The sequence below is a fragment of the Kitasatospora sp. NPDC058170 genome (assembly GCF_042883905.1).
Classification (GTDB): Bacteria; Actinomycetota; Actinomycetes; order Streptomycetales; family Streptomycetaceae; genus Kitasatospora.
Genome location: NZ_JBHVUV010000004.1, coordinates 241,106 through 258,348, shown reverse-complemented (window position 1 = coordinate 258,348; position 17,243 = coordinate 241,106). Strand labels below are relative to the sequence as shown.

General features: G+C 73.3%; 16 protein-coding genes and 1 riboswitch. Of the genes, 10 read left to right on the top strand and 6 right to left on the bottom strand.

Annotation, left to right across the window (positions count from 1 at the left end; all coding sequences use genetic code 11):
* Positions 1–34: 34 nt before the first annotated feature.
* Positions 35–1,027, bottom strand: a complete 993-nt coding sequence (locus ACFVVX_RS07310; RefSeq protein ID WP_387942539.1) for a glucosyl-3-phosphoglycerate synthase — start codon at positions 1,025–1,027, stop codon at positions 35–37.
* A gap of 174 nt (positions 1,028–1,201) precedes the next feature.
* Positions 1,202–1,335, top strand: a riboswitch (SAM riboswitch).
* Between the two features lie 17 nt (positions 1,336–1,352).
* Between ACFVVX_RS07310 and thrC the strand changes: the two genes are divergently transcribed.
* From thrC to ACFVVX_RS07285, 5 genes are all read left to right on the top strand, one after another.
* Complete coding sequence (gene thrC / locus ACFVVX_RS07305; RefSeq protein ID WP_387942362.1) at positions 1,353–2,639, top strand: threonine synthase; 1,287 nt, start codon at positions 1,353–1,355, stop codon at positions 2,637–2,639.
* 26 nt (positions 2,640–2,665) lie between these two features.
* Positions 2,666–2,944 (top strand): MoaD/ThiS family protein, encoded by a 279-nt coding sequence (locus ACFVVX_RS07300; RefSeq protein WP_387942360.1) that lies wholly within the window; start codon positions 2,666–2,668, stop codon positions 2,942–2,944.
* Positions 2,945–3,514: 570 nt separating this feature from the next.
* Complete coding sequence (locus ACFVVX_RS07295) at positions 3,515–3,718, top strand: cold-shock protein (RefSeq protein ID WP_030289665.1); 204 nt, start codon at positions 3,515–3,517, stop codon at positions 3,716–3,718.
* Between the two features lie 333 nt (positions 3,719–4,051).
* Positions 4,052–5,674, top strand: a complete 1,623-nt coding sequence (groL, locus tag ACFVVX_RS07290) for a chaperonin GroEL (protein ID WP_387942358.1) — start codon at positions 4,052–4,054, stop codon at positions 5,672–5,674.
* 151 nt (positions 5,675–5,825) lie between these two features.
* On the top strand, positions 5,826–6,188 hold the full coding sequence (locus tag ACFVVX_RS07285) for a hypothetical protein (RefSeq protein WP_387942356.1): 363 nt from the start codon (positions 5,826–5,828) through the stop codon (positions 6,186–6,188).
* 53 nt (positions 6,189–6,241) lie between these two features.
* Here the strand turns inward: ACFVVX_RS07285 and ACFVVX_RS07280 are convergent, their stop codons facing one another.
* Positions 6,242–6,982 (bottom strand): hypothetical protein, encoded by a 741-nt coding sequence (locus ACFVVX_RS07280; RefSeq protein WP_387942354.1) that lies wholly within the window; start codon positions 6,980–6,982, stop codon positions 6,242–6,244.
* 80 nt (positions 6,983–7,062) lie between these two features.
* On the opposite strand from ACFVVX_RS07280, the gene ACFVVX_RS07275 reads away from it, so the two are divergent.
* From ACFVVX_RS07275 to ACFVVX_RS07265, 3 genes are read left to right on the top strand one after another with little or no spacing between them, the layout of a single operon-like run.
* Complete coding sequence (locus ACFVVX_RS07275; RefSeq protein WP_387942352.1) at positions 7,063–7,410, top strand: PadR family transcriptional regulator; 348 nt, start codon at positions 7,063–7,065, stop codon at positions 7,408–7,410.
* A complete protein-coding gene (locus ACFVVX_RS07270; RefSeq protein ID WP_387942350.1) occupies positions 7,407–8,360 on the top strand; it encodes a hypothetical protein in 954 nt (317 codons plus the stop codon). The genes ACFVVX_RS07275 and ACFVVX_RS07270 overlap by 4 nt, the downstream gene beginning before the upstream one ends.
* A 56-nt stretch (positions 8,361–8,416) precedes the next feature.
* On the top strand, positions 8,417–9,103 hold the full coding sequence (locus tag ACFVVX_RS07265) for a copper homeostasis protein CutC (RefSeq protein WP_387942348.1): 687 nt from the start codon (positions 8,417–8,419) through the stop codon (positions 9,101–9,103).
* 129 nt (positions 9,104–9,232) lie between these two features.
* Here ACFVVX_RS07265 and ACFVVX_RS07260 read toward each other — a convergent pair whose 3' ends face one another.
* Positions 9,233–11,260 (bottom strand): HelD family protein, encoded by a 2,028-nt coding sequence (locus tag ACFVVX_RS07260; RefSeq protein ID WP_387942537.1) that lies wholly within the window; start codon positions 11,258–11,260, stop codon positions 9,233–9,235.
* A gap of 379 nt (positions 11,261–11,639) precedes the next feature.
* On the opposite strand from ACFVVX_RS07260, the gene ACFVVX_RS07255 reads away from it, so the two are divergent.
* A complete protein-coding gene (locus tag ACFVVX_RS07255) occupies positions 11,640–11,834 on the top strand; it encodes a hypothetical protein (protein WP_387942346.1) in 195 nt (64 codons plus the stop codon).
* Between the two features lie 103 nt (positions 11,835–11,937).
* Here the strand turns inward: ACFVVX_RS07255 and ACFVVX_RS07250 are convergent, their stop codons facing one another.
* Both ACFVVX_RS07250 and ACFVVX_RS07245 read right to left on the bottom strand, forming a co-directional pair.
* Positions 11,938–13,575: a DNA repair helicase XPB gene (locus ACFVVX_RS07250; protein ID WP_387942344.1), complete on the bottom strand. Its 1,638-nt coding sequence runs from the start codon at positions 13,573–13,575 to the stop codon at positions 11,938–11,940.
* 87 nt (positions 13,576–13,662) lie between these two features.
* A complete protein-coding gene (locus ACFVVX_RS07245; protein ID WP_387942342.1) occupies positions 13,663–14,073 on the bottom strand; it encodes a hypothetical protein in 411 nt (136 codons plus the stop codon).
* Positions 14,074–14,179: 106 nt separating this feature from the next.
* Between ACFVVX_RS07245 and ACFVVX_RS07240 the strand changes: the two genes are divergently transcribed.
* The gene (locus ACFVVX_RS07240; RefSeq protein ID WP_387942340.1) at positions 14,180–14,434 is read left to right on the top strand and encodes a hypothetical protein; all 255 of its coding nucleotides are present in this window, start codon (positions 14,180–14,182) and stop codon (positions 14,432–14,434) included.
* A gap of 62 nt (positions 14,435–14,496) precedes the next feature.
* Here the strand turns inward: ACFVVX_RS07240 and ACFVVX_RS07235 are convergent, their stop codons facing one another.
* Positions 14,497–16,998 carry a helicase-associated domain-containing protein gene (locus ACFVVX_RS07235; protein ID WP_387942338.1) on the bottom strand — a complete coding sequence of 834 codons (2,502 nt, stop codon included), beginning with the start codon at positions 16,996–16,998 and terminating at the stop codon, positions 14,497–14,499.
* Between the last annotated feature and the right edge of the window lie 245 nt (positions 16,999–17,243).

Below are 17,243 nucleotides of genomic sequence, written 5' to 3'. Positions count from 1 at the left end.
GGTACGTTGCCGTGGCTCCGGGCCCGCAAACCCCTCAGCGGGGGAGGTGGCGGTTCACGTACTCGGGGACGGTGTGCATCGGGGGGCGCTCGACGGCGGTGACCGGGTGCGTGTGGGCGGTGAACGCGCGGGTGTCCGGGTCGCGGGTGAACTGGGTGAGCCACGGGTGCAGCAGGTCGGCGGAGGCCTTGAGCCGGTGGGCGCGGTCGAGCCGTTCGAGGGCGGTGCGGTAGATGGTGGCGGCCATCCGGCCGAGCGCCTGGCCGTCCTGGTGGCGGTGGTGTCGCACGCCGACGTCCACCTGGGCGAGGGCGTCGAGGCCGGCCGTCTCCAGGGCGTCGACCAGCAGGCCCAGCTCGACGCCGTAGCCGGTGGGGAAGGGCAGCCGTTCGAGCAGCGAACGGCGGGCCGCGTACTCGCCGCCGAGCGGCTGGACGAAGCCGGCGAGTTCCGGCCAGTGCAGGTTGAGCAGCGGGCGGGCGACGAGCTCGGTGACCCGGCCGCCGCCGGCCGGCACGATCGCGCCGTCGGTCTCCAGCGGGCGGTCGTACATGGCCTTGACCAGCTGGATCCCGGGTTCGGTGAGCAGCGGGCCGACGATGCCGGAGACGAAGGCGGGGTCGAACTCGCGCAGGTCGGCGTCCACGAAGCAGACGATCTCGCCGCTGGTGGCCAGCAGCGAGCGCCAGAGCACCTCGCCCTTGCCGGGGGCGGCGGGCAGCCTCGGCAGGATGTCGTCGCGGTGGACCACCCGGGCCCCGGCCGCGGCGGCCGCGGCGGCGGTGTCGTCCGCGGAGCCGGAGTCGACGACCACGAGCTCGTCGACCAGGGGCAGGCGCTCCATCAGCTCGCGGCGGATGGTCCGGACGATGTCGCCGACGGTGGCCTCCTCGTCCAGGGCCGGCAGCACCACGCTGACGGTGCCGGCCCGGCCCGCCGCCCGCTTGGCGTCCAGCAGGGTGCGCACCGGGCGGTCGGCCGCGCTCCACGAACGGCGGCGCAGCCAGGACGCGGCCTCCGGTAGCAGCGCGGGGATCGGTTCGGCGGGCACGGGCGCACTCCTCGGCTGAGCGGGTGGGACGGGTCATCTCGCGTGGCGGACGGTCCCGTTCAGGCTTGACGCCTTCGGATACAGTCTTCGTACAGCGGTCGGACCTTCGCACGCCGGGGTCACCGCTGAGCAAGACCAACAACTTCACAGAGCTCATCCAGAGGGACTGAGGGAACGGCCCGTTGACGTCCCGGCAACCTTCTCGCGCGGCTGTTCGACAGGCCCCGGCGGGACAGGTGCCAATTCCGGCCTGTGGCGCGCCCGCGTCACGGGGAAGATGAGGAGAGAGGCCTCCGCCATCATGGCTATCGACACCGTTGCACCCGCTCCCGCGTCCGTTGACCTCGGCCCCGCCGCCGCCCTGTCCTGTCGGGAGTGTGGCACCCGGTTCCCGCTCGGTCCGAGCTTCGCCTGTGTGGAGTGTTTCGGGCCGCTGGAGATCGCCTACGACTTCGGCAGCGAGGGCGCCGAGGAGCTGCGCAAGCGGATCGAGGCCGGACCGGCGTCGATCTGGCGCTACGCCCCGCTGCTGCCGGTGCCGGCCGACGTGGCCGGGAAGCCGAACCTCAACCCGGGGTGGACCCCGCTGGTGAAGGCGGACAACCTGGGCCGCGAGCTCGGTTTCACCGCCCAGCTGCACATCAAGGACGACTCGGGCAACCCGACGCACTCGTTCAAGGACCGCGTGGTGGCCTGTGCCATCGAGGCCGCGCGGGCGTTCGGCTTCACCACCCTGTCCTGCTCGTCGACCGGCAACCTGGCCGGTGCGGTGGGCGCGGCGGCGGCCCGGGCCGGGTTCAAGTCCTGCGTGTTCATCCCGCACGACCTGGAGCAGGGCAAGGTCGTGATGGCCGGTGTCTACGGCGGCGAGCTGGTCGGCATCGAGGGCAACTACGACGACGTGAACCGCTTCTGCTCGGAGCTGATCGGGGACCCGGCCGGCGAGGGCTGGGGCTTCGTCAACGTCAACCTGCGCCCGTACTACGGCGAGGGCTCCAAGACGCTGGCGTACGAGATCTGCGAGCAGCTCGGCTGGCGGCTGCCGGAGCAGATCGTCATCCCGATCGCCTCGGGGTCGCAGCTGACGAAGATCGACAAGGGCCTGCAGGAGCTGATCAGGCTCGGCCTGGTCGAGGACCGGCCGTACCGGATCTTCGGCGCCCAGGCGGCGGGCTGCTCCCCGGTGTCGGCGGCCTTCAAGGCCGGCCACGACGTGATCCGCCCGGTCAAGCCGGACACCATCGCCAAGTCGCTGGCGATCGGCAACCCGGCCGACGGCCCCTACGTGCTGGACATCGCCCGCCGCACCGGCGGCGCCGTCGAGGACGTCACCGACGCCGAGGTGGTGGCCGCGATCAAGCTGCTGGCCCGCACCGAGGGCGTCTTCGCCGAGACCGCGGGCGGGGTGACCGTCGGCGTGCTGAAGAAGCTGGTCGAGACCGGACAGCTGGACCCGGCCAAGGAGACCGTCGCGATCAACACCGGCGACGGCCTGAAGACCCTGGACGCCGTCTCCGACGCCGGCATGACCGCCGTGATCCGCCCGACGCTGGCGTCGTTCCGCGACGCCGGCCTCGCGTCCGCCTGACCCACCCGCAGCAAGGAGAAGCCCCCATGAGCGCCACCGTCCGCATCCCGACCATCCTGCGCACCTACACCGGCGGCGTCGCCGAGGTGACCGCCGAGGGCGCCACCCTGGGTGAGGTCATCGCCGACCTGGAGAAGAACCACGCGGGCATCGCCGCCCGCATCCTGGACGACGCCGGCAAGCTGCGCCGTTTCGTCAACGTCTACGTCAACGACGACGACGTGCGCTTCGCGGAGGGCCTGGCCACCGAGATCAAGGACGGCGCCGGCATCTCGATCATCCCCGCGGTGGCCGGCGGCTGCTGAGCCGCTCCTTCTTCGACCAGCCGTTCGCGCGTACGGAATTCCGCTTCCCGTACGCGCGGGCGGCTGGTCGCATTCCGGCCGGAATATTTCCCGGTCAAGTCGGAGTAGAGTGTGGCTCAGCCGGGAACAGGGCTCCCCCTCCCCCTTTCACCGGCAGTCGAATCCGTCCGCGCCCGTACCGCCGGTGTCTGTCCGGCCGCTGAGACCGGCGCCGGGGCCGCGACGTCGAAACATGTCAGGCAGATGTCAGAATTCTTCAGGGGATTTGGGCAATTCGTCCGCTATGTCCGGCGTGGAATGCGGAATTTCTCCCGCTTTCGCCCGTCCTGTCCCCTGACACCCCTAGGGAATTCCCAGCGGTGGGCTCTGTTGCAGAGGGCTTCGGTCCGGATACATTCAGCCGCGGTCGACGCAATCGCCCGTTCATCGGATGCCTCCGATGGGCTCGGCGGGGGATTGCGGCGTGCACGGCTGTGCCCAGGGGGGGTTCCCCGGGCCGGCCTCAACCAGACCCGGGCCCGCAGACCTGCGGGCGCGTGAAGGGCCAGCACAGCACTAGGGGAGTTCGGAATGGCTCAGGGCACCGTCAAGTGGTTCAACGCGGAGAAGGGCTACGGCTTCATCGCGGTCGACGGTGGTGCGGACGTCTTCGTCCACTACAGCGCGATCCAGATGGACGGCTACCGCACCCTTGAGGAGGGCCAGCGGGTCGAGTTCGAGATCTCTCAGGGGCAGAAGGGCCCGCAGGCGGACATGGTCCGCGCGGCGGTCTGACCTTTCCGGTCCCAGGAGTTCGGCTCGGCCCATCGGCTGGTGCACCTCTTGCTTCGCTGCGGGCCCGTACGACACGTCGTACGGGCCCGCAGTCATGTCCGGATCCGGTGGCCCGGGGTGGCCGGTGCGGCTCGCGGGTTGGCGATTGGGCTTGCACTCGCCTACCCGGAGTGCTAATCATTGGCGTTAGCACTCACAGCGTGAGAGTGACAGCGGACCGGGTCGGTGAGGCCCCCGGGAGCGGTAGGGGAAAGGACCCCCGCACACCAGGGCCGTCCGTCGCGGGCACCCCTTGGTCCGAGCAGTCGACCGTGTCCCGGAGGACCACTTCTGATGGCCAAGATCATCGCCTTTGATGAGGAAGCTCGCCGCGGCCTTGAGCGTGGCATGAACCAGCTCGCCGACGCAGTGAAGGTCACGCTCGGCCCCAAGGGTCGCAACGTCGTGCTGGAGAAGAAGTGGGGCGCTCCCACGATCACCAACGACGGTGTCTCCATCGCCAAGGAGATCGAGCTCGAGGACCCGTACGAGAAGATCGGTGCCGAGCTCGTCAAGGAGGTCGCCAAGAAGACCGACGACGTCGCGGGTGACGGCACCACCACCGCCACCGTGCTGGCCCAGGCGCTCGTTCGCGAGGGTCTGCGCAACGTCGCGGCCGGCGCCAACCCGATGGCCCTGAAGCGCGGTATCGAGAAGGCCGTCGCGGCCGTCTCGGACCAGCTGCTCGCGCAGGCCCAGGAGGTGACGACGAAGGAGCAGATCGCCTCCACCGCGTCCATCTCCGCCGCCGACACCCAGATCGGCGAGCTCATCGCCGAGGCGATGGACAAGGTCGGCAAGGAAGGCGTCATCACCGTCGAGGAGAGCAACACCTTCGGTCTGGAGCTTGAGCTCACCGAGGGCATGCGCTTCGACAAGGGCTACATCTCGGCCTACTTCGCCACCGACCTGGAGCGGATGGAGGCGTCCTTCGAGGACCCGTACATCCTGATCGCCAACTCCAAGATCGGCTCGGTCAAGGACCTGCTCCCGCTGCTGGAGAAGGTCATGCAGAGCGGCAAGCCGCTCGTCATCATCGCCGAGGACGTCGAGGGCGAGGCCCTGTCGACCCTGGTCGTGAACAAGATCCGCGGCACCTTCAAGTCCGTCGCCGTCAAGGCCCCGGGCTTCGGTGACCGCCGCAAGGCCATGCTCGGCGACATCGCCATCCTCACCGGTGGCACCGTGATCTCCGAGGAGGTCGGCCTCAAGCTGGAGAACGCCGGCGTCGACCTGCTGGGCACCGCCCGCAAGGTGGTCATCACCAAGGACGAGACCACCATCGTCGACGGTGGCGGCGACAGCGACCAGGTCGCCGGCCGCGTGAACCAGATCCGTGCCGAGATCGAGAACAGCGACTCGGACTACGACCGCGAGAAGCTCCAGGAGCGCCTCGCCAAGCTGGCCGGCGGCGTGGCCGTCATCAAGGCCGGCGCGGCCACCGAGGTGGAGCTCAAGGAGCGCAAGCACCGCATCGAGGACGCCGTCCGCAACGCGAAGGCCGCCGTCGAGGAGGGCATCGTCGCCGGTGGTGGCGTCGCGCTGCTGCAGGCCGGTGTCGCGTTCGACAAGCTGGAGCTGGAGGGCGACGAGGCCACCGGTGCCAACATCGTCAAGGTCGCGCTGGAGGCCCCGATCAAGCAGATCGCGACCAACGCCGGCCTCGAGGGTGGCGTCGTGGTGGAGAAGGTGCGCAACCTCCCCGCCGGTCACGGCCTGAACGCCGCCACCAACGAGTACGTCGACCTGGTCGCCGCGGGCATCATCGACCCGGCCAAGGTCACGCGCTCCGCGCTGCAGAACGCCGCCTCCATCGCGGCGCTCTTCCTCACCACCGAGGCCGTCATCGCCGACAAGCCGGAGAAGGCCTCCGCGGCCGCCGGCGGCGGCATGCCGGGCGGTGACATGGACTTCTGATCCCCTCGCGGATCGGACGGTCTTCGTTCGCACGGGCGGTTCCCTTCGGGGGGCCGCCCGTGCGGCGTTTCCCGGGGGCCGCCGGGTGGGCGCCCGGGTGGGCCTTCGGGCTCCGGGCGGTGTCCGGGCCGGGCTTTGGGACAATGGGCGGATGGCTGCTACCGCTGACGACATCGAGACCGCCCTGCACAGCGCGCGGGCGCTGATCCTCGCCGACCTGACCGCCCGGGACGTGGCGGACGCCGCCGTGGTGTCGCTGGTGGAACAGGCCGTGACGCACCGGCGCTGGTGGCTGGAGCAGTGGCCGGACGGCACCGAGTACGTCCTCGGGCTGGTCGCCCAGGACGTCCAGGACGCGCTGCTGGAGGCGTACGGCCGCTGGCCGCTGTGCACCGGGTGCGCCTCCGACGGGGACCCGCACGCACTGAGCGTCGAGCCCGAGCTGGGGCCGGAGCCGCACTGGGTCTGCGGCAAGGAGGGCGCGGTGGTGGCGCCCGTCGGAGGGCTGTCCTGATCCGGTGACCCCGCCGCCCGGCCCGCGGCGGCGGGCGGACGGCGGGCGGACGGCTACGGTTCGAGCCGGCCGAGCTCGGCCGCCAGGTTGGCGCGGGCGGGGGCGTCGAAGCGCTCGCGGGCGACGGGGGTGCGGTACAGCGCGGGGAGCGCGAGCAGCCGGCGCAGGATCTCGGCGCGCCCGGCGCGGAAGTCGGGTTCCGGGACGAAGGCGTACTCCTCGCGGACGGCGGCGGCATAGGCCGCGTACTCCTCCGGGAGGCCGCCGAGGACCGCCAGGTCCGCGTCGCAGAGCACCTCGCCGTCGCGGTCGCCCGGCTCGGGGCGGTGGGTGACGGTGAGCCGGACCAGCCGCTCGACCCCGGCCACCCGGGCGGCGGGCAGACCGGCCTCGGTGAGCGCCCGGACGGCCAGGGCGGCGCTGCGCTCCTCGTTCTCCGAGCGGTCGGGCCGGTAGACCGCGTCGTGGAACCAGGCGGCCAGCCGGACGGTGTCCGGGTCGTCGGCGTGCCCGGCCAGCGTGTCCACGTGGGCGAGCACCGCCCGCAGGTGCGCGACGGTGTGGTACCGGCGCTGCGGCTCGGCCCAGCGGCGCAGCAGTTCGCGCCCGGCCGGCTCGGGGTCGGCGTTCGCCCCGCAGCGCAGGAGCAGGGCGGCCCAGGCGGCGAGCAGGTCGGTCGGAGGCCCGGTCGGCAGGTCGGCCGGCGGCCCGGTCGGCGGGTCGGTCGGCAGGTCGGCCGGAGGGGCTGCGAGGTCCCCTGGGGCGTCGGCGGGTGCGTCCGGCGTGTTCGGCATGGCCACATTCTGGCGGTTCCCCGGGGTCGATCGGAGGGTTCCACTGGACCTATAGGTAGGTTGACGATATATGTAGTCGTATGACAGAACGCTCCATGCAGGAGCCCACGCTGCTTCTGCTCACCGCACTGGCCGACGCGCCCAGACATGGCTACGCCCTGATCCAGGAGGTCGCCGCGATCTCCGACGGCCGGGTCACCATGCGGACCGGCACGCTCTACGGCGCTCTCGACCGGCTGCTCCAGCAGGGTCTGATCGAGGTCGCGGCCGAGGAGGTGGTCGACGGCCGGGCCCGGCGCTCCTACGCGCTGACCGTCGCCGGCCGGGCCGCGCTGGCCACCGAGGCGGAGCGCCTGCGGGCCGTCGCCACCGAGGCGGAGCGCCGCCTCGCCGTTATCCGCCCGAGGGTCAGGGGAACCTTGGCATGACTACACCCACCATCTCCACGCCGACCGTCTCGATACCGGCCGCGGCCCTGCGTGCCGTGCTCCAGGTCTACCCGGCCCGCTACCGCCGCGAGCGCGGCGACGAGCTGGCCGCGGTCTTCTTCGACACCACGGCCGAGGCGGGCCGGCCCGCGATCGCCCGGGAGATGCTCGACCTCGCCGCGTACGGCCTGCGGGTGCGTACCGGCATCACCGCCTTCTCCACGCGCGGCCGGGTGCTGGCGCTGGCCGCGCCGCTGATCGCCGGGGCGCTCGCGGGCCTCGGGCTGTTCCCCTGGGTCACCGACTCGGAGGGCGTCGCCCGGCGGCTGGAGAGCACCTCGTCGAGCCTGGTGCACCTGACCGTCTTCGCCCAGCCGGTGGCGACCATGCTGCTGGCCGTCGCCGCGCTGCTGGGCCGGTGGACGGCCGCGCGGGTCCTCTCGGCCGCGGTGATGGCGGTCGGGCTGATCGGGATGGCGGAGGCGTTCCGGCCGGAGGCGTTCAGCTGGTGGTGGGTGTTCTACACGGGCACCTCGCAGCTGCCCCTCCTGCTCTCCGGTCTGCTGGTGATCGCCGCGCCGCGCGAGCTGCTGAGCGAGCCGGGGCTGCGCACCCGCGTCCTGGTGCTGGCGTCGGCGGTCGGCGGCGGGCTGGTGGTCGCCGCCCAGGGCGGCTACGACACGCACTTCCTGATGAACGGGCCCTGGTCGTCCGTGCTGCTGCTCCTGCCGGCGCTGCTGGTGCTCGCCGTGGTGCGCGGCTGGCTGGTGCCGGCGGCGATCGGCCTGGCGCTGCTGCCGCTGACCGTCGGGTTCAGCCTGTTCAGTCTCTGGGAGGAGGTCGGTGGAATGTGGTACCTGTTGCCGTTGCTCGGCGCCGTGGCGCTGCTGATGATGGCGGTGGCCGTGGTCGGTGGCCGGGGTGTGCGCGGTAGCCGGTCGGTGGCCTGACCGACCGGGTGCCAGGGGGCTCGCCGGGGGCTGTCGGATGTGGCAGGCTGTCTGATATGTCTAGACCAATTTTCGAAGTCATCGCGCTGACGCCCCAGGACGCCCAGGCCGCCGAGTCGGGCGGCGCCGACCGGCTCGAACTGGTCACGGACATGGCCGCCGACGGGCTCACCCCGTCGGTCGAGGACTTCGCCAGGATCCGCGCCGCCGTGGAGATCCCGCTGCGGGTCATGCTGCGCGTCCGGGACGGCTTCGCGCCGGGCGACCTGGACGAGCTGCGGGCCCGCGCCGCCGCGCTGCGGGCGGAGGGCGCCGACGAGTTCGTCTTCGGCTTCCTGGACGCCGACGGCGCGGTCGACCTGGCCGCCACCGGGGCCGTCGCCGAGGCGGTGGCCGGTTGCCGCTGGACCTTCCACCGGGCGGTCGACCACAGTGCGGACCGGGCCGCCGTGCGCGCCGCCGTGGGGGCGCTGCCGGGGCTGGACACCTTCCTCACCTCGGGCGCGGCCGGCGGGGTGGACGCGGGCCGCGAGGTGCTGCTGGCCGAGCTGGCCCGGGCCGGCGAGCCCGGGTACGGGCAGCGGATCCTGATCGGCGGCGGCCTGCGGGCCGAGCACCTCCCGGGGCTGCGGGCGGCCGGGTTCGACGCCTTCCACGTCGGCGGCGCGGTGCGGGTCGACGGATGGCAGTCCCCGGTGGACGCCGCCAAGGTCGCCGAGTGGCGGTCGCTGATCGATGGCTGAGCGTGGAAGCGCCGACGGCTGAGGATCGGCGGCCGCCGGCTCGGTGGGAAGGGGACCGGTGGTATCCGCCGGTCCCCTTCGCACGTCACCGGCCCGCCGGGTGCCGCGGCGCCCGGCGGGATCAGGCGATCAGGCCAGCTGCTCCGGCAGCGGCTCGGCGTGCAGCACCTGCAGCCCGGAGACGGCACGGGTGAGCGCCACGTACAGGCGGCGCAGACCGGTCCGCTCGTCCGGCTCCCCGGCGACCACGGCGGCCGGCTCGTCGAGGACCACGTAGTCGTACTCCAGACCCTTGGCCAGCGAGGCCGGGACGAGGGTCAGCCGGGCCTCGGCGCTGGTCTCGGCGCCGGGGGAGAGGTACGCCAGACCGGCCCGGGTCAGTGCCTCGGCGAACAGCGGGATGCGCGCGTCGGCGGCGATCAGGCCGGTCGAGCCCTCGTTCTCCAGCGCCCGGAGGCAGGCCGCGACCACCGCCTTCGCCATCACGCCGTCCGCGGCATCCGTGAGATCTCCGGCGTCCGCGCCGTTCCCGTCGCTCTCGTCGCCCTCGACGCGCTCGATCGTCAGCGAGCCGGGCGACTCGCGGACCGAGCTCGCCGGGGCCAGCCCGGGCGCGATCGAGGGCAGCAGCCGGGAGGCGTACGCGATGACCTCCTCGGGCACCCGGAAGCCCTTGGTCAGCTCCTCGATGTGGGCGGCGGGCTTGCCCAGGTGGTGCAGGGCCTCCGGCCAGCTCGCGGTGGCCCACGGGGTGGTGCCCTGGGCGAGGTCGCCGAGGACGGTCGCCGAGCCGGTGGTGCAGCGGCGGCCGACCGCGCGGTACTGCATCGGGGAGAGGTCCTGGGCCTCGTCCAGCACCACGTGGCCGAGCGAGGCCGTGCGCTGCACCAGGTCGGTGGCCTCGTCCACCAGGACGGCGTCGGCCTGCGTCCAGCGGGCGGTCCGCACCGAGCGGCCGGGCTTGGGCCAGAGCACCGCCTGCTGCTCCTCGGGGGTGAGGACGCCGTCCGCGCACTGCGCCAGGAACTCCGGGTCGGAGAGCAGCCGGAGCACCAGCTTGGCCGGATCCACCAGCGGCCAGCAGGCCTTGACCGCCGCCTTGACCGCGGCGTTGCGGGCCACCGCGTCCTGCACCCGGTCGTCCGGGGCCTCGCCGCCCTGCTCCATCTTCACCAGCACGGCGTGCGCGATCCGCTGCGGCAGGGCGTCCCTGGCCGCGCCGTAGCGGATGTCGCGGCCCTTCAGCTCCTCGACGATCTCGTCGAGCTCGTACACCGGTACGCGCCAGCGCCGGGAGCCGCGGACCACCACACAGGGCTCGGTGGGCGTGGTGATGCCCGAGCGCACCGCCCGGCGCAGCACCTCGGCCATCCGGGCGTCGCCCTTCAGCCGGGCCGCCTCGGCGGTGTCCTCGCCGCGCACCTCGACGTGCGCCACCAGCTGCTGCACGGTGGCCTGGGCCACCTCCACCTCGCCGAGGGCGGGCAGCACCTGCTCGATGTAGGAGAGGAAGGCGTTGTTCGGGCCGATCACCAGGGTGCCCGTGCGGGCCAGCCGCTCGCGGTGCGCGTACAGCAGGTACGCCACGCGGTGCAGGCCGACGGCGGTCTTCCCGGTGCCGGGGGCGCCCTGGACGCAGACCGTGCCGGTGATGTCGGCGCGGACGATCTCGTCCTGCTCGGGCTGGATGGTGGCGACGATGTCGCGCATCGGGCCTACGCGGGGCTTCTCGATCTCGGCGGCGAGCAGGGCGGAGGAGGTCTCGGTCTCGGCCGGGTCGCTGAGGTGCTCGTCCTCGTAGGCGGTCAGCTCGCCGCCGGTGTAGCCGAAGCGGCGGCGGCGCTCGACGTCCAGCGGCTCGGTGCGGCTGGCGCGGTAGAACGGCTGGGAGACCGGCGCGCGCCAGTCGATCACCATCGGGTCGCCGTCGGCGTCGTGGACGTGCCGCCGGCCGATGTAGAAGCTCTCGCCGCCGGAGCCCTCGGACAGCTCCTGGCTGATCGCGTGCAGGTAGTCGAGGCGGCCGAAGAACAGCGGGGTGTGCGAGAGGTCGGCGAGGGCCGCGATCCGGGCCTCGATCTGCTTCTGGAGGATCACCGCGGTGACCCAGGTGCCGGTCACGTCACGGATGTCGAGCGACTGGACGTCCTCGCGCATCGCACGCAGCGCGGCCCGGGAGGCGGCCAGGTGGTCGCGTTCGCGCTGGAGGGGGTCGGTGGTGGTGGGGGTGGCGGGCACAGCGAACCTTCCCGGCTGCCCCGGTACGGGTGCAGCGGATCGTTGGAGCTCACGGTGAGAACAGCCGACCGGTTGCCGAGCGGTCGGCGCCTCCCCCGGCTGCCTGCGGGACTCAGCAGGTACCACGGGTCGGGAGGGGGCAGACGAACGATCCTAGACCTTGTCCGCCTCGGGGTTCCAGCCCCGCCGCCCGGAGGAGCCCTCGGGGGCCGCCTACACCTGGAGGACGACGAACGTCCTGCCGGATACGGCCTTTGGGGTGATGTGTCCGGCGCATCCGGAACCTACCGTTGAAGACATGAGCACCGTACACATCACGGCGCCGCGAGTGCCGTCCCAGAAGTCCGCCCCCGCCCGCCCCGCCGGGGCCACCGCCGCGGCCGGCCCCGGCCGCCGCCGCAAGCCGCTGGCCAAGGCCGTCCGCAACGTGGGGATCGCCCTCGACACCGCCGCCCGCGTGGTCTTCCTCGGGCGCGACGGCGTCAAGTACTGAGCGTCACCGCCACGGCCGCACGGTGGTGGCGCGGCCGGGCGGCGTCACATGTGTCGCGCCGGAGCGCGTTGCGCCGGAGCGCGTCGGGTCAGAGCGCGTCGGGTCAGAGCACGTCGTCCGCGTCGATGATGCGGTAGGCGTAGCCCTGCTCGGCGAGGAAGCGCTGCCGGTGGGCGGCGAAGTCCTGGTCGACGGTGTCGCGGGCCACCACCGAGTAGAAGTGGGCCGAGTGGCCGTCCGCCTTGGGGCGCAGCACGCGGCCCAGGCGCTGGGCCTCCTCCTGGCGGGAGCCGAAGGTGCCGGAGACCTGGATGGCGACGGTCGCCTCGGGCAGGTCGATGGAGAAGTTGGCGACCTTGGAGACCACCAGGACGCTGATCTCCTTGGTGCGGAAGGCCTCGAAGAGCTTCTCGCGCTGGGCGTTGCTGGTCTCGCCCTTGATCACCGGGGCGTTCAGCACCTCGCCGAGCTCGTCGAGCTGGTCGATGTACTGGCCGATGATCAGGGTCTGGTCCTTCTCGTGCTTCTTGACCAGCGCCTCCACCACCCGCCGCTTGGTCGCGGTGGTGGCGCAGAAGCGGTAGCGCTCCTCGGGCTCGGCGGTCGCGTAGGCGAGCCGCTCGGAGTCGGTGAGGGTGACCCGGACCTCGCAGCAGTCGGCGGGCGCGATGTAGCCCTGCGCCTCGATCTCCTTCCACGGCGCGTCGAAGCGCTTGGGCCCGATGAGCGAGAAGACGTCGCCCTCGCGGCCGTCCTCGCGGACCAGGGTGGCGGTCAGGCCGAGCCGGCGGCGGGCCTGGAGGTCGGCGGTGAACTTGAAGACCGGCGCGGGCAGCAGGTGCACCTCGTCGTAGACCACCAGCCCCCAGTTGCGGGCGTCGAAGAGTTCGAGGTGGGCGTAGACGCCCTTTCGCTTGGTGGTCATCACCTGGTAGGTGGCGATGGTGACCGGGCGGATCTCCTTCTTCGTCCCGCTGTACTCGCCGATCTCCTCCTCGGTGAGGGAGGTGCGCTTGACCAGCTCGTGCTTCCACTGCCGGGCCGAGACGGTGTTGGTGACCAGGATCAGCGTGGTCGACTTGGCCTCGGCCATCGCCGCGGCGCCGACCAGCGTCTTCCCGGCGCCGCAGGGCAGCACCACGACGCCTGATCCGCCGTGCCAGAAGCCCTCGACGGCCTGGGCCTGGTAGGGGCGCAGCTGCCAGCCGTCCTGGTCCAGCTCGATGGGGTGCGCCTCGCCGTCGACGTACCCGGCGAAGTCCTCGGCGGGCCAGCCGAGCTTGAGCAGCACCTGCTTGATCTGGCCGCGCTCGGACGGGTGCACGATGACGGTGTCCGGGTCGACCCGGGTGCCGACCAGCGGCGCGACCTTCTTGGAGCGCAGCACCTCCTCCAGCACCGGGCGGTCGGTGGTGGTGAGCACCAGGCCGTGGACGGGGTGCTTGGTGAGCTTGAGCCGCCCGTAGCGCGCCATGGTGTCGGCCACGTCGACCAGCAGTGCGTGCGGGACGGGGTAGCGGGAGTACTTCACCAGGGCGTCGACCACCTGCTCGGCGTCGTGCCCGGCGGCGCGCGCGTTCCACAGCCCGAGCGGGGTGACCCGGTAGGTGTGCACGTGCTCGGGGGCGCGCTCCAGTTCGGCGAACGGCGCGATGGCGCGGCGGCAGTCGGAGGCCTTGGGGTGGTCGATCTCCAGGAGAAGAGTCTTGTCACTCTGGACGATGAGTGGTCCGTCGTTCACGCGGGGGAGCCCTCCACTGGGTCGGCTGGGTCGGCGGGTTCGACGCAGACCCTCCAGTGTCGCGCATTCCGCGGGGAAGCCGGGCGGCTACTTCCACTCGAAGACGAGGACCTTGCCCGCACCGGTGCCGTCGGTGTCGTACTCGAAGAGGCCCACGGTGTCGTTGAGCTGGACGAACGCCTCGGCGTCGCTGTCGAAGAAGACCGAACCGCGCCAGGACATGGCGCCGCCCGGGCCGGTGAAGCGGCCGATGCCGCTGCCGTGCCAGCTGTACGTCTCGCCGCTCTCGCTCATCCCCACGCCCTGGCCCTCGCCGAACAGCGTGCCGTCGGAGCGCATCTGCGACTCGTAGGTGGCGAACTCCTTGACCCCGACGCCGAGTACGGTGCCGGTCCCCTCGAACGAGACCTCCACCACGGGGTGCAGCCCGTCGGCGGTGGCCAGCACGCGCCGACCGGTCTCCGTGGTGCTCTGCGTCCCTATCCGGTCTCCGAGCATGACGCCTCCTTGCGGGAAACCCCCTGCCTTCCGGACTACGCCGCCCTGCCGGGTGCGTCAACCGCAGGGCGGTGACCGGCGCCGCCGCCGCTCGTTAGAGCAGGGCATGAACAAGTCGAAGCGTGTCCTCACCGCTCTCGCCCTCGCCGGTACCGCCTTCGCCGCCACCGCCTCCTCGGCCACCTCCGCCCACGCCCTCGCGGGCATCGGAGAGGGTGTCGGCGGGCCGCTGGCGGCGCCCGGCTTCCTGCTCGCCGACGTGGTCAGCGGCGGCAGCCTGCCGGTCGGCAAGGGCGAGGTCGGCAGCATGGCCGACCAGGCGATCAAGGAGAAGCTGAAGGAGTCCCAGCAGGGCCACTGAGCGCGAGGTCCGCGGACGGGCCGTCGAGCGGGGCGGTCCGGGACCCCCGGGCGGCCGCGGTCCTACTCCTCCAGTTCGGCCACGCCGGTGATCCGGTGGAGGGCGAAGGTGCGGATCTCGTCGGCGTGGTGGTCGAAGGCGGTGACGAACCCGCCCTCGACCTTGACCGGGTCGATGATGCGCTGGCTGGCGAGGCCCTCGGCGTTGAGGTAGCCGATCCACACCCGCTCGCCGAGCAGGACGGCGGTCTGCAGGGTGGCGAGGGTCTCGGCGGCGGCCGTCCGCGGGACGTGGCGCGGGTCGGGGGTCGGCTCCTTGCGGACGGCGGTGGCGGCCCGGTCGCCGGCCCGGATGGCCTTGATGGCGGCGCCGAGCAGGGTGTCGTCGGGGGTGGGCGGGCCGTCCGGGACGGGGACGGGGGCCGAGCGCGGCGGGGTCCGGTGGCTGTCCGGGCGGGTGATCAGGACGTCGCCCTCGGCGGACTCCGCGGCCGGGGCGAACCCCATGCCGCGCAGGGCGGCGAGCAGCAGGTCGGGCGCGGCCTGGGCGGCGAGGACGGTGGGCGCGAGCAGCCGCAGCCGCAGGTCGACGGAGCGGCGGTCCGCGAGCACCTCGGCGAGCAGGGCCGGGTCGTCGCAGCGCAGGTACGAGGAGGCCGCGCCGACCCGCAGGATGCCGTGGCGGCGGGCGACGTCGTCGATCAGGTAGCTGAGCGGCTGCGGGACGGGTGTGCGGGAGTGCTGCTCCAGGAAGCCCTGCAGGTCGGCGGCGCTGCGGCCGGCGTCGAGGGCGCGGCGGACGGACGTGGGGGTGAACCGGTAGACGGTGGCGCCGCCCTTGGACTCGATGTCGGCGCAGAGGGCGAGCGCCTGGGCGAGCGGGGTGAGCAGCGGGCCGGGGGCGATCGCGGTGAGGTCCGGCTGGAGGATGACGTGGTCCAGCGGCTGCGGCAGCAGCGGGGCGAGCACCTCGGCGGGGTCGGCCTCGCGGGTGAGCAGGGCGCGGGCGGGGGCGGCGAGGGCGCCGCGGCCGGTGACGCCGATCAGCTCGGCCTCGGCGAGGGTCCAGGCGGTGAGGTCGTCGCGCAGCTCGCGGCCCTCGGCGTTGACCGGGCCGCCGCGCAGCGGGCGCTGCCAGCGCAGGGTGGGCAGCAGCTCGTCCGCGGTGGCAGGGGTGCCGGGCGGGAGTTCGGCGAGCAGGGCGAGGGTGGCGCGGCGCACCGACGGGGCCAGCGTACGGTCGAGTTCGGGGCCGAGCGCGGCGCGCGGCCGGCCCTTGCCGTCGGGGCTGCCGGTGAGCGGGGCGACCCGGGTGGCGGTGAGCCAGCAGGAGGCGAGCCGGGCCCAGCGCTCGGCGGTGTCCTGCTGCAGCCAGGTGTCGTACGCGGGGGTCGGGGCCCAGTGCTCGTCGGCCTCGCCGTCGGGGGCCAGCAGGCCCGAGGTGTAGGCGAGTTCGAGCCAGAAGGCGGTCTGCTGCTCGGTGCTTTCGAGGGCCTGTGCGGTGCGCTTGAGGTCGCGGACGCCGAGGCCGCCGGCGCGCAGGGTGGCCGGAGGGGTGAGGCCCCAGAGGTCGAGCAGTTCCTCGACGATCCGGACGGCGGTGTGGGCCTGGCCGGCCGCGGCGCTGTCCACAGCCTGTGGATCGCGCGGCGGCCCGGCCGGGGCGGGCTCGGGCTGGGCGGGCTCGACCAGGCGGTGGGTGCGGCCGCCGCGCAGGTGCAGGGCGAGTTCGCGGGGCAGGACGACGCTGCCGGGGCTGGTGGGCAGCAGCAGGCCGCGGGCCAGCAGCCATTCGACCGGGCTCTGCGCGTCCTCGGCGGTGACCGGGCGGGTGGCGTCCGGGACGGTGCCGGTGGGCGGGCCCCAGACCAGGCGTTCCAGCAGGCGCAGGGCGGGCTCGGGCGCGGTGGCGAGCAGGGCGTCGCAGCGGGCGCGGTCGGTGAGCAGGCCGGTGAGCGCGGCGACGGCGGTGACCGGGTCGGGGGTGGCCGGCAGGCCGGCGGAGGTCAGCAGCTGCTGGAGCCGGGCCGGGGACATGCCGACGGTGGCGTCCGAAAGGGTCGGGCCGAGGCCGGTGCGCCCGGGGTTGGCGGCGGTCGGGGCGAGGGCCTCGCGGACGGCGATGACCAGGCGCAGACCGTTGTCGGGGCCCCAGAGCAGGGCGCGGTCGCGCAGGGTGGTGAGGGCCCGGGGGAGGGCGGCGGCGACGGCGGCGCGGTCGGCGCTGGTGAGCGGGGTGGCGCCGGGGTGCGGCTTGACCTTGGCCGGGCCGGTCAGCAGGGTGCGCACGGTGGCCAGCGGCGCGCCGTCGGGGGCGGCCGCCAGGGCCTCGGCGACCTGCAGGGTGAAGCGGTCGAGGCGTTCCAGGGCGCGCAGTGCGGAGGCCCGGGAGGAGAGCCGGGCGGCGAGCTGGGTGAGGTCGCCGGGCACCGGGTTGAGCAGGTCGGGTCGGGACCGCAGCAGGGTGGCGAGGGCGTCGTCCGGGCGGGTCCGGAGCTCCTCGGCGAGGGTGCGGGGGCCGGCGGGCGCCTTGCCGGTGCGTTGGGGGCCCTGCTGTGTGGTCATTCGACCTAGGTTAGTCGGGCACACCGGCGGTGGGGATCCGTCGGCGGGGCGTCATGCCTGCGGGCGGGCCGGGCTCGCGTGGGCGGCGGCCGGGTGGGTAGCGTCACGATCAGCGGGGACGTGGGCGGGCTCGGGTGAGGCGGGGTGTCGGGTGATGTCGGACGGCGGCGAGTGGTGGCGTAAGCGCGGGCCGTGGAGCGGACCGGCGGGTGGCGGTGCCGTCGGTGGCGGTGCGTCCGGTGGCG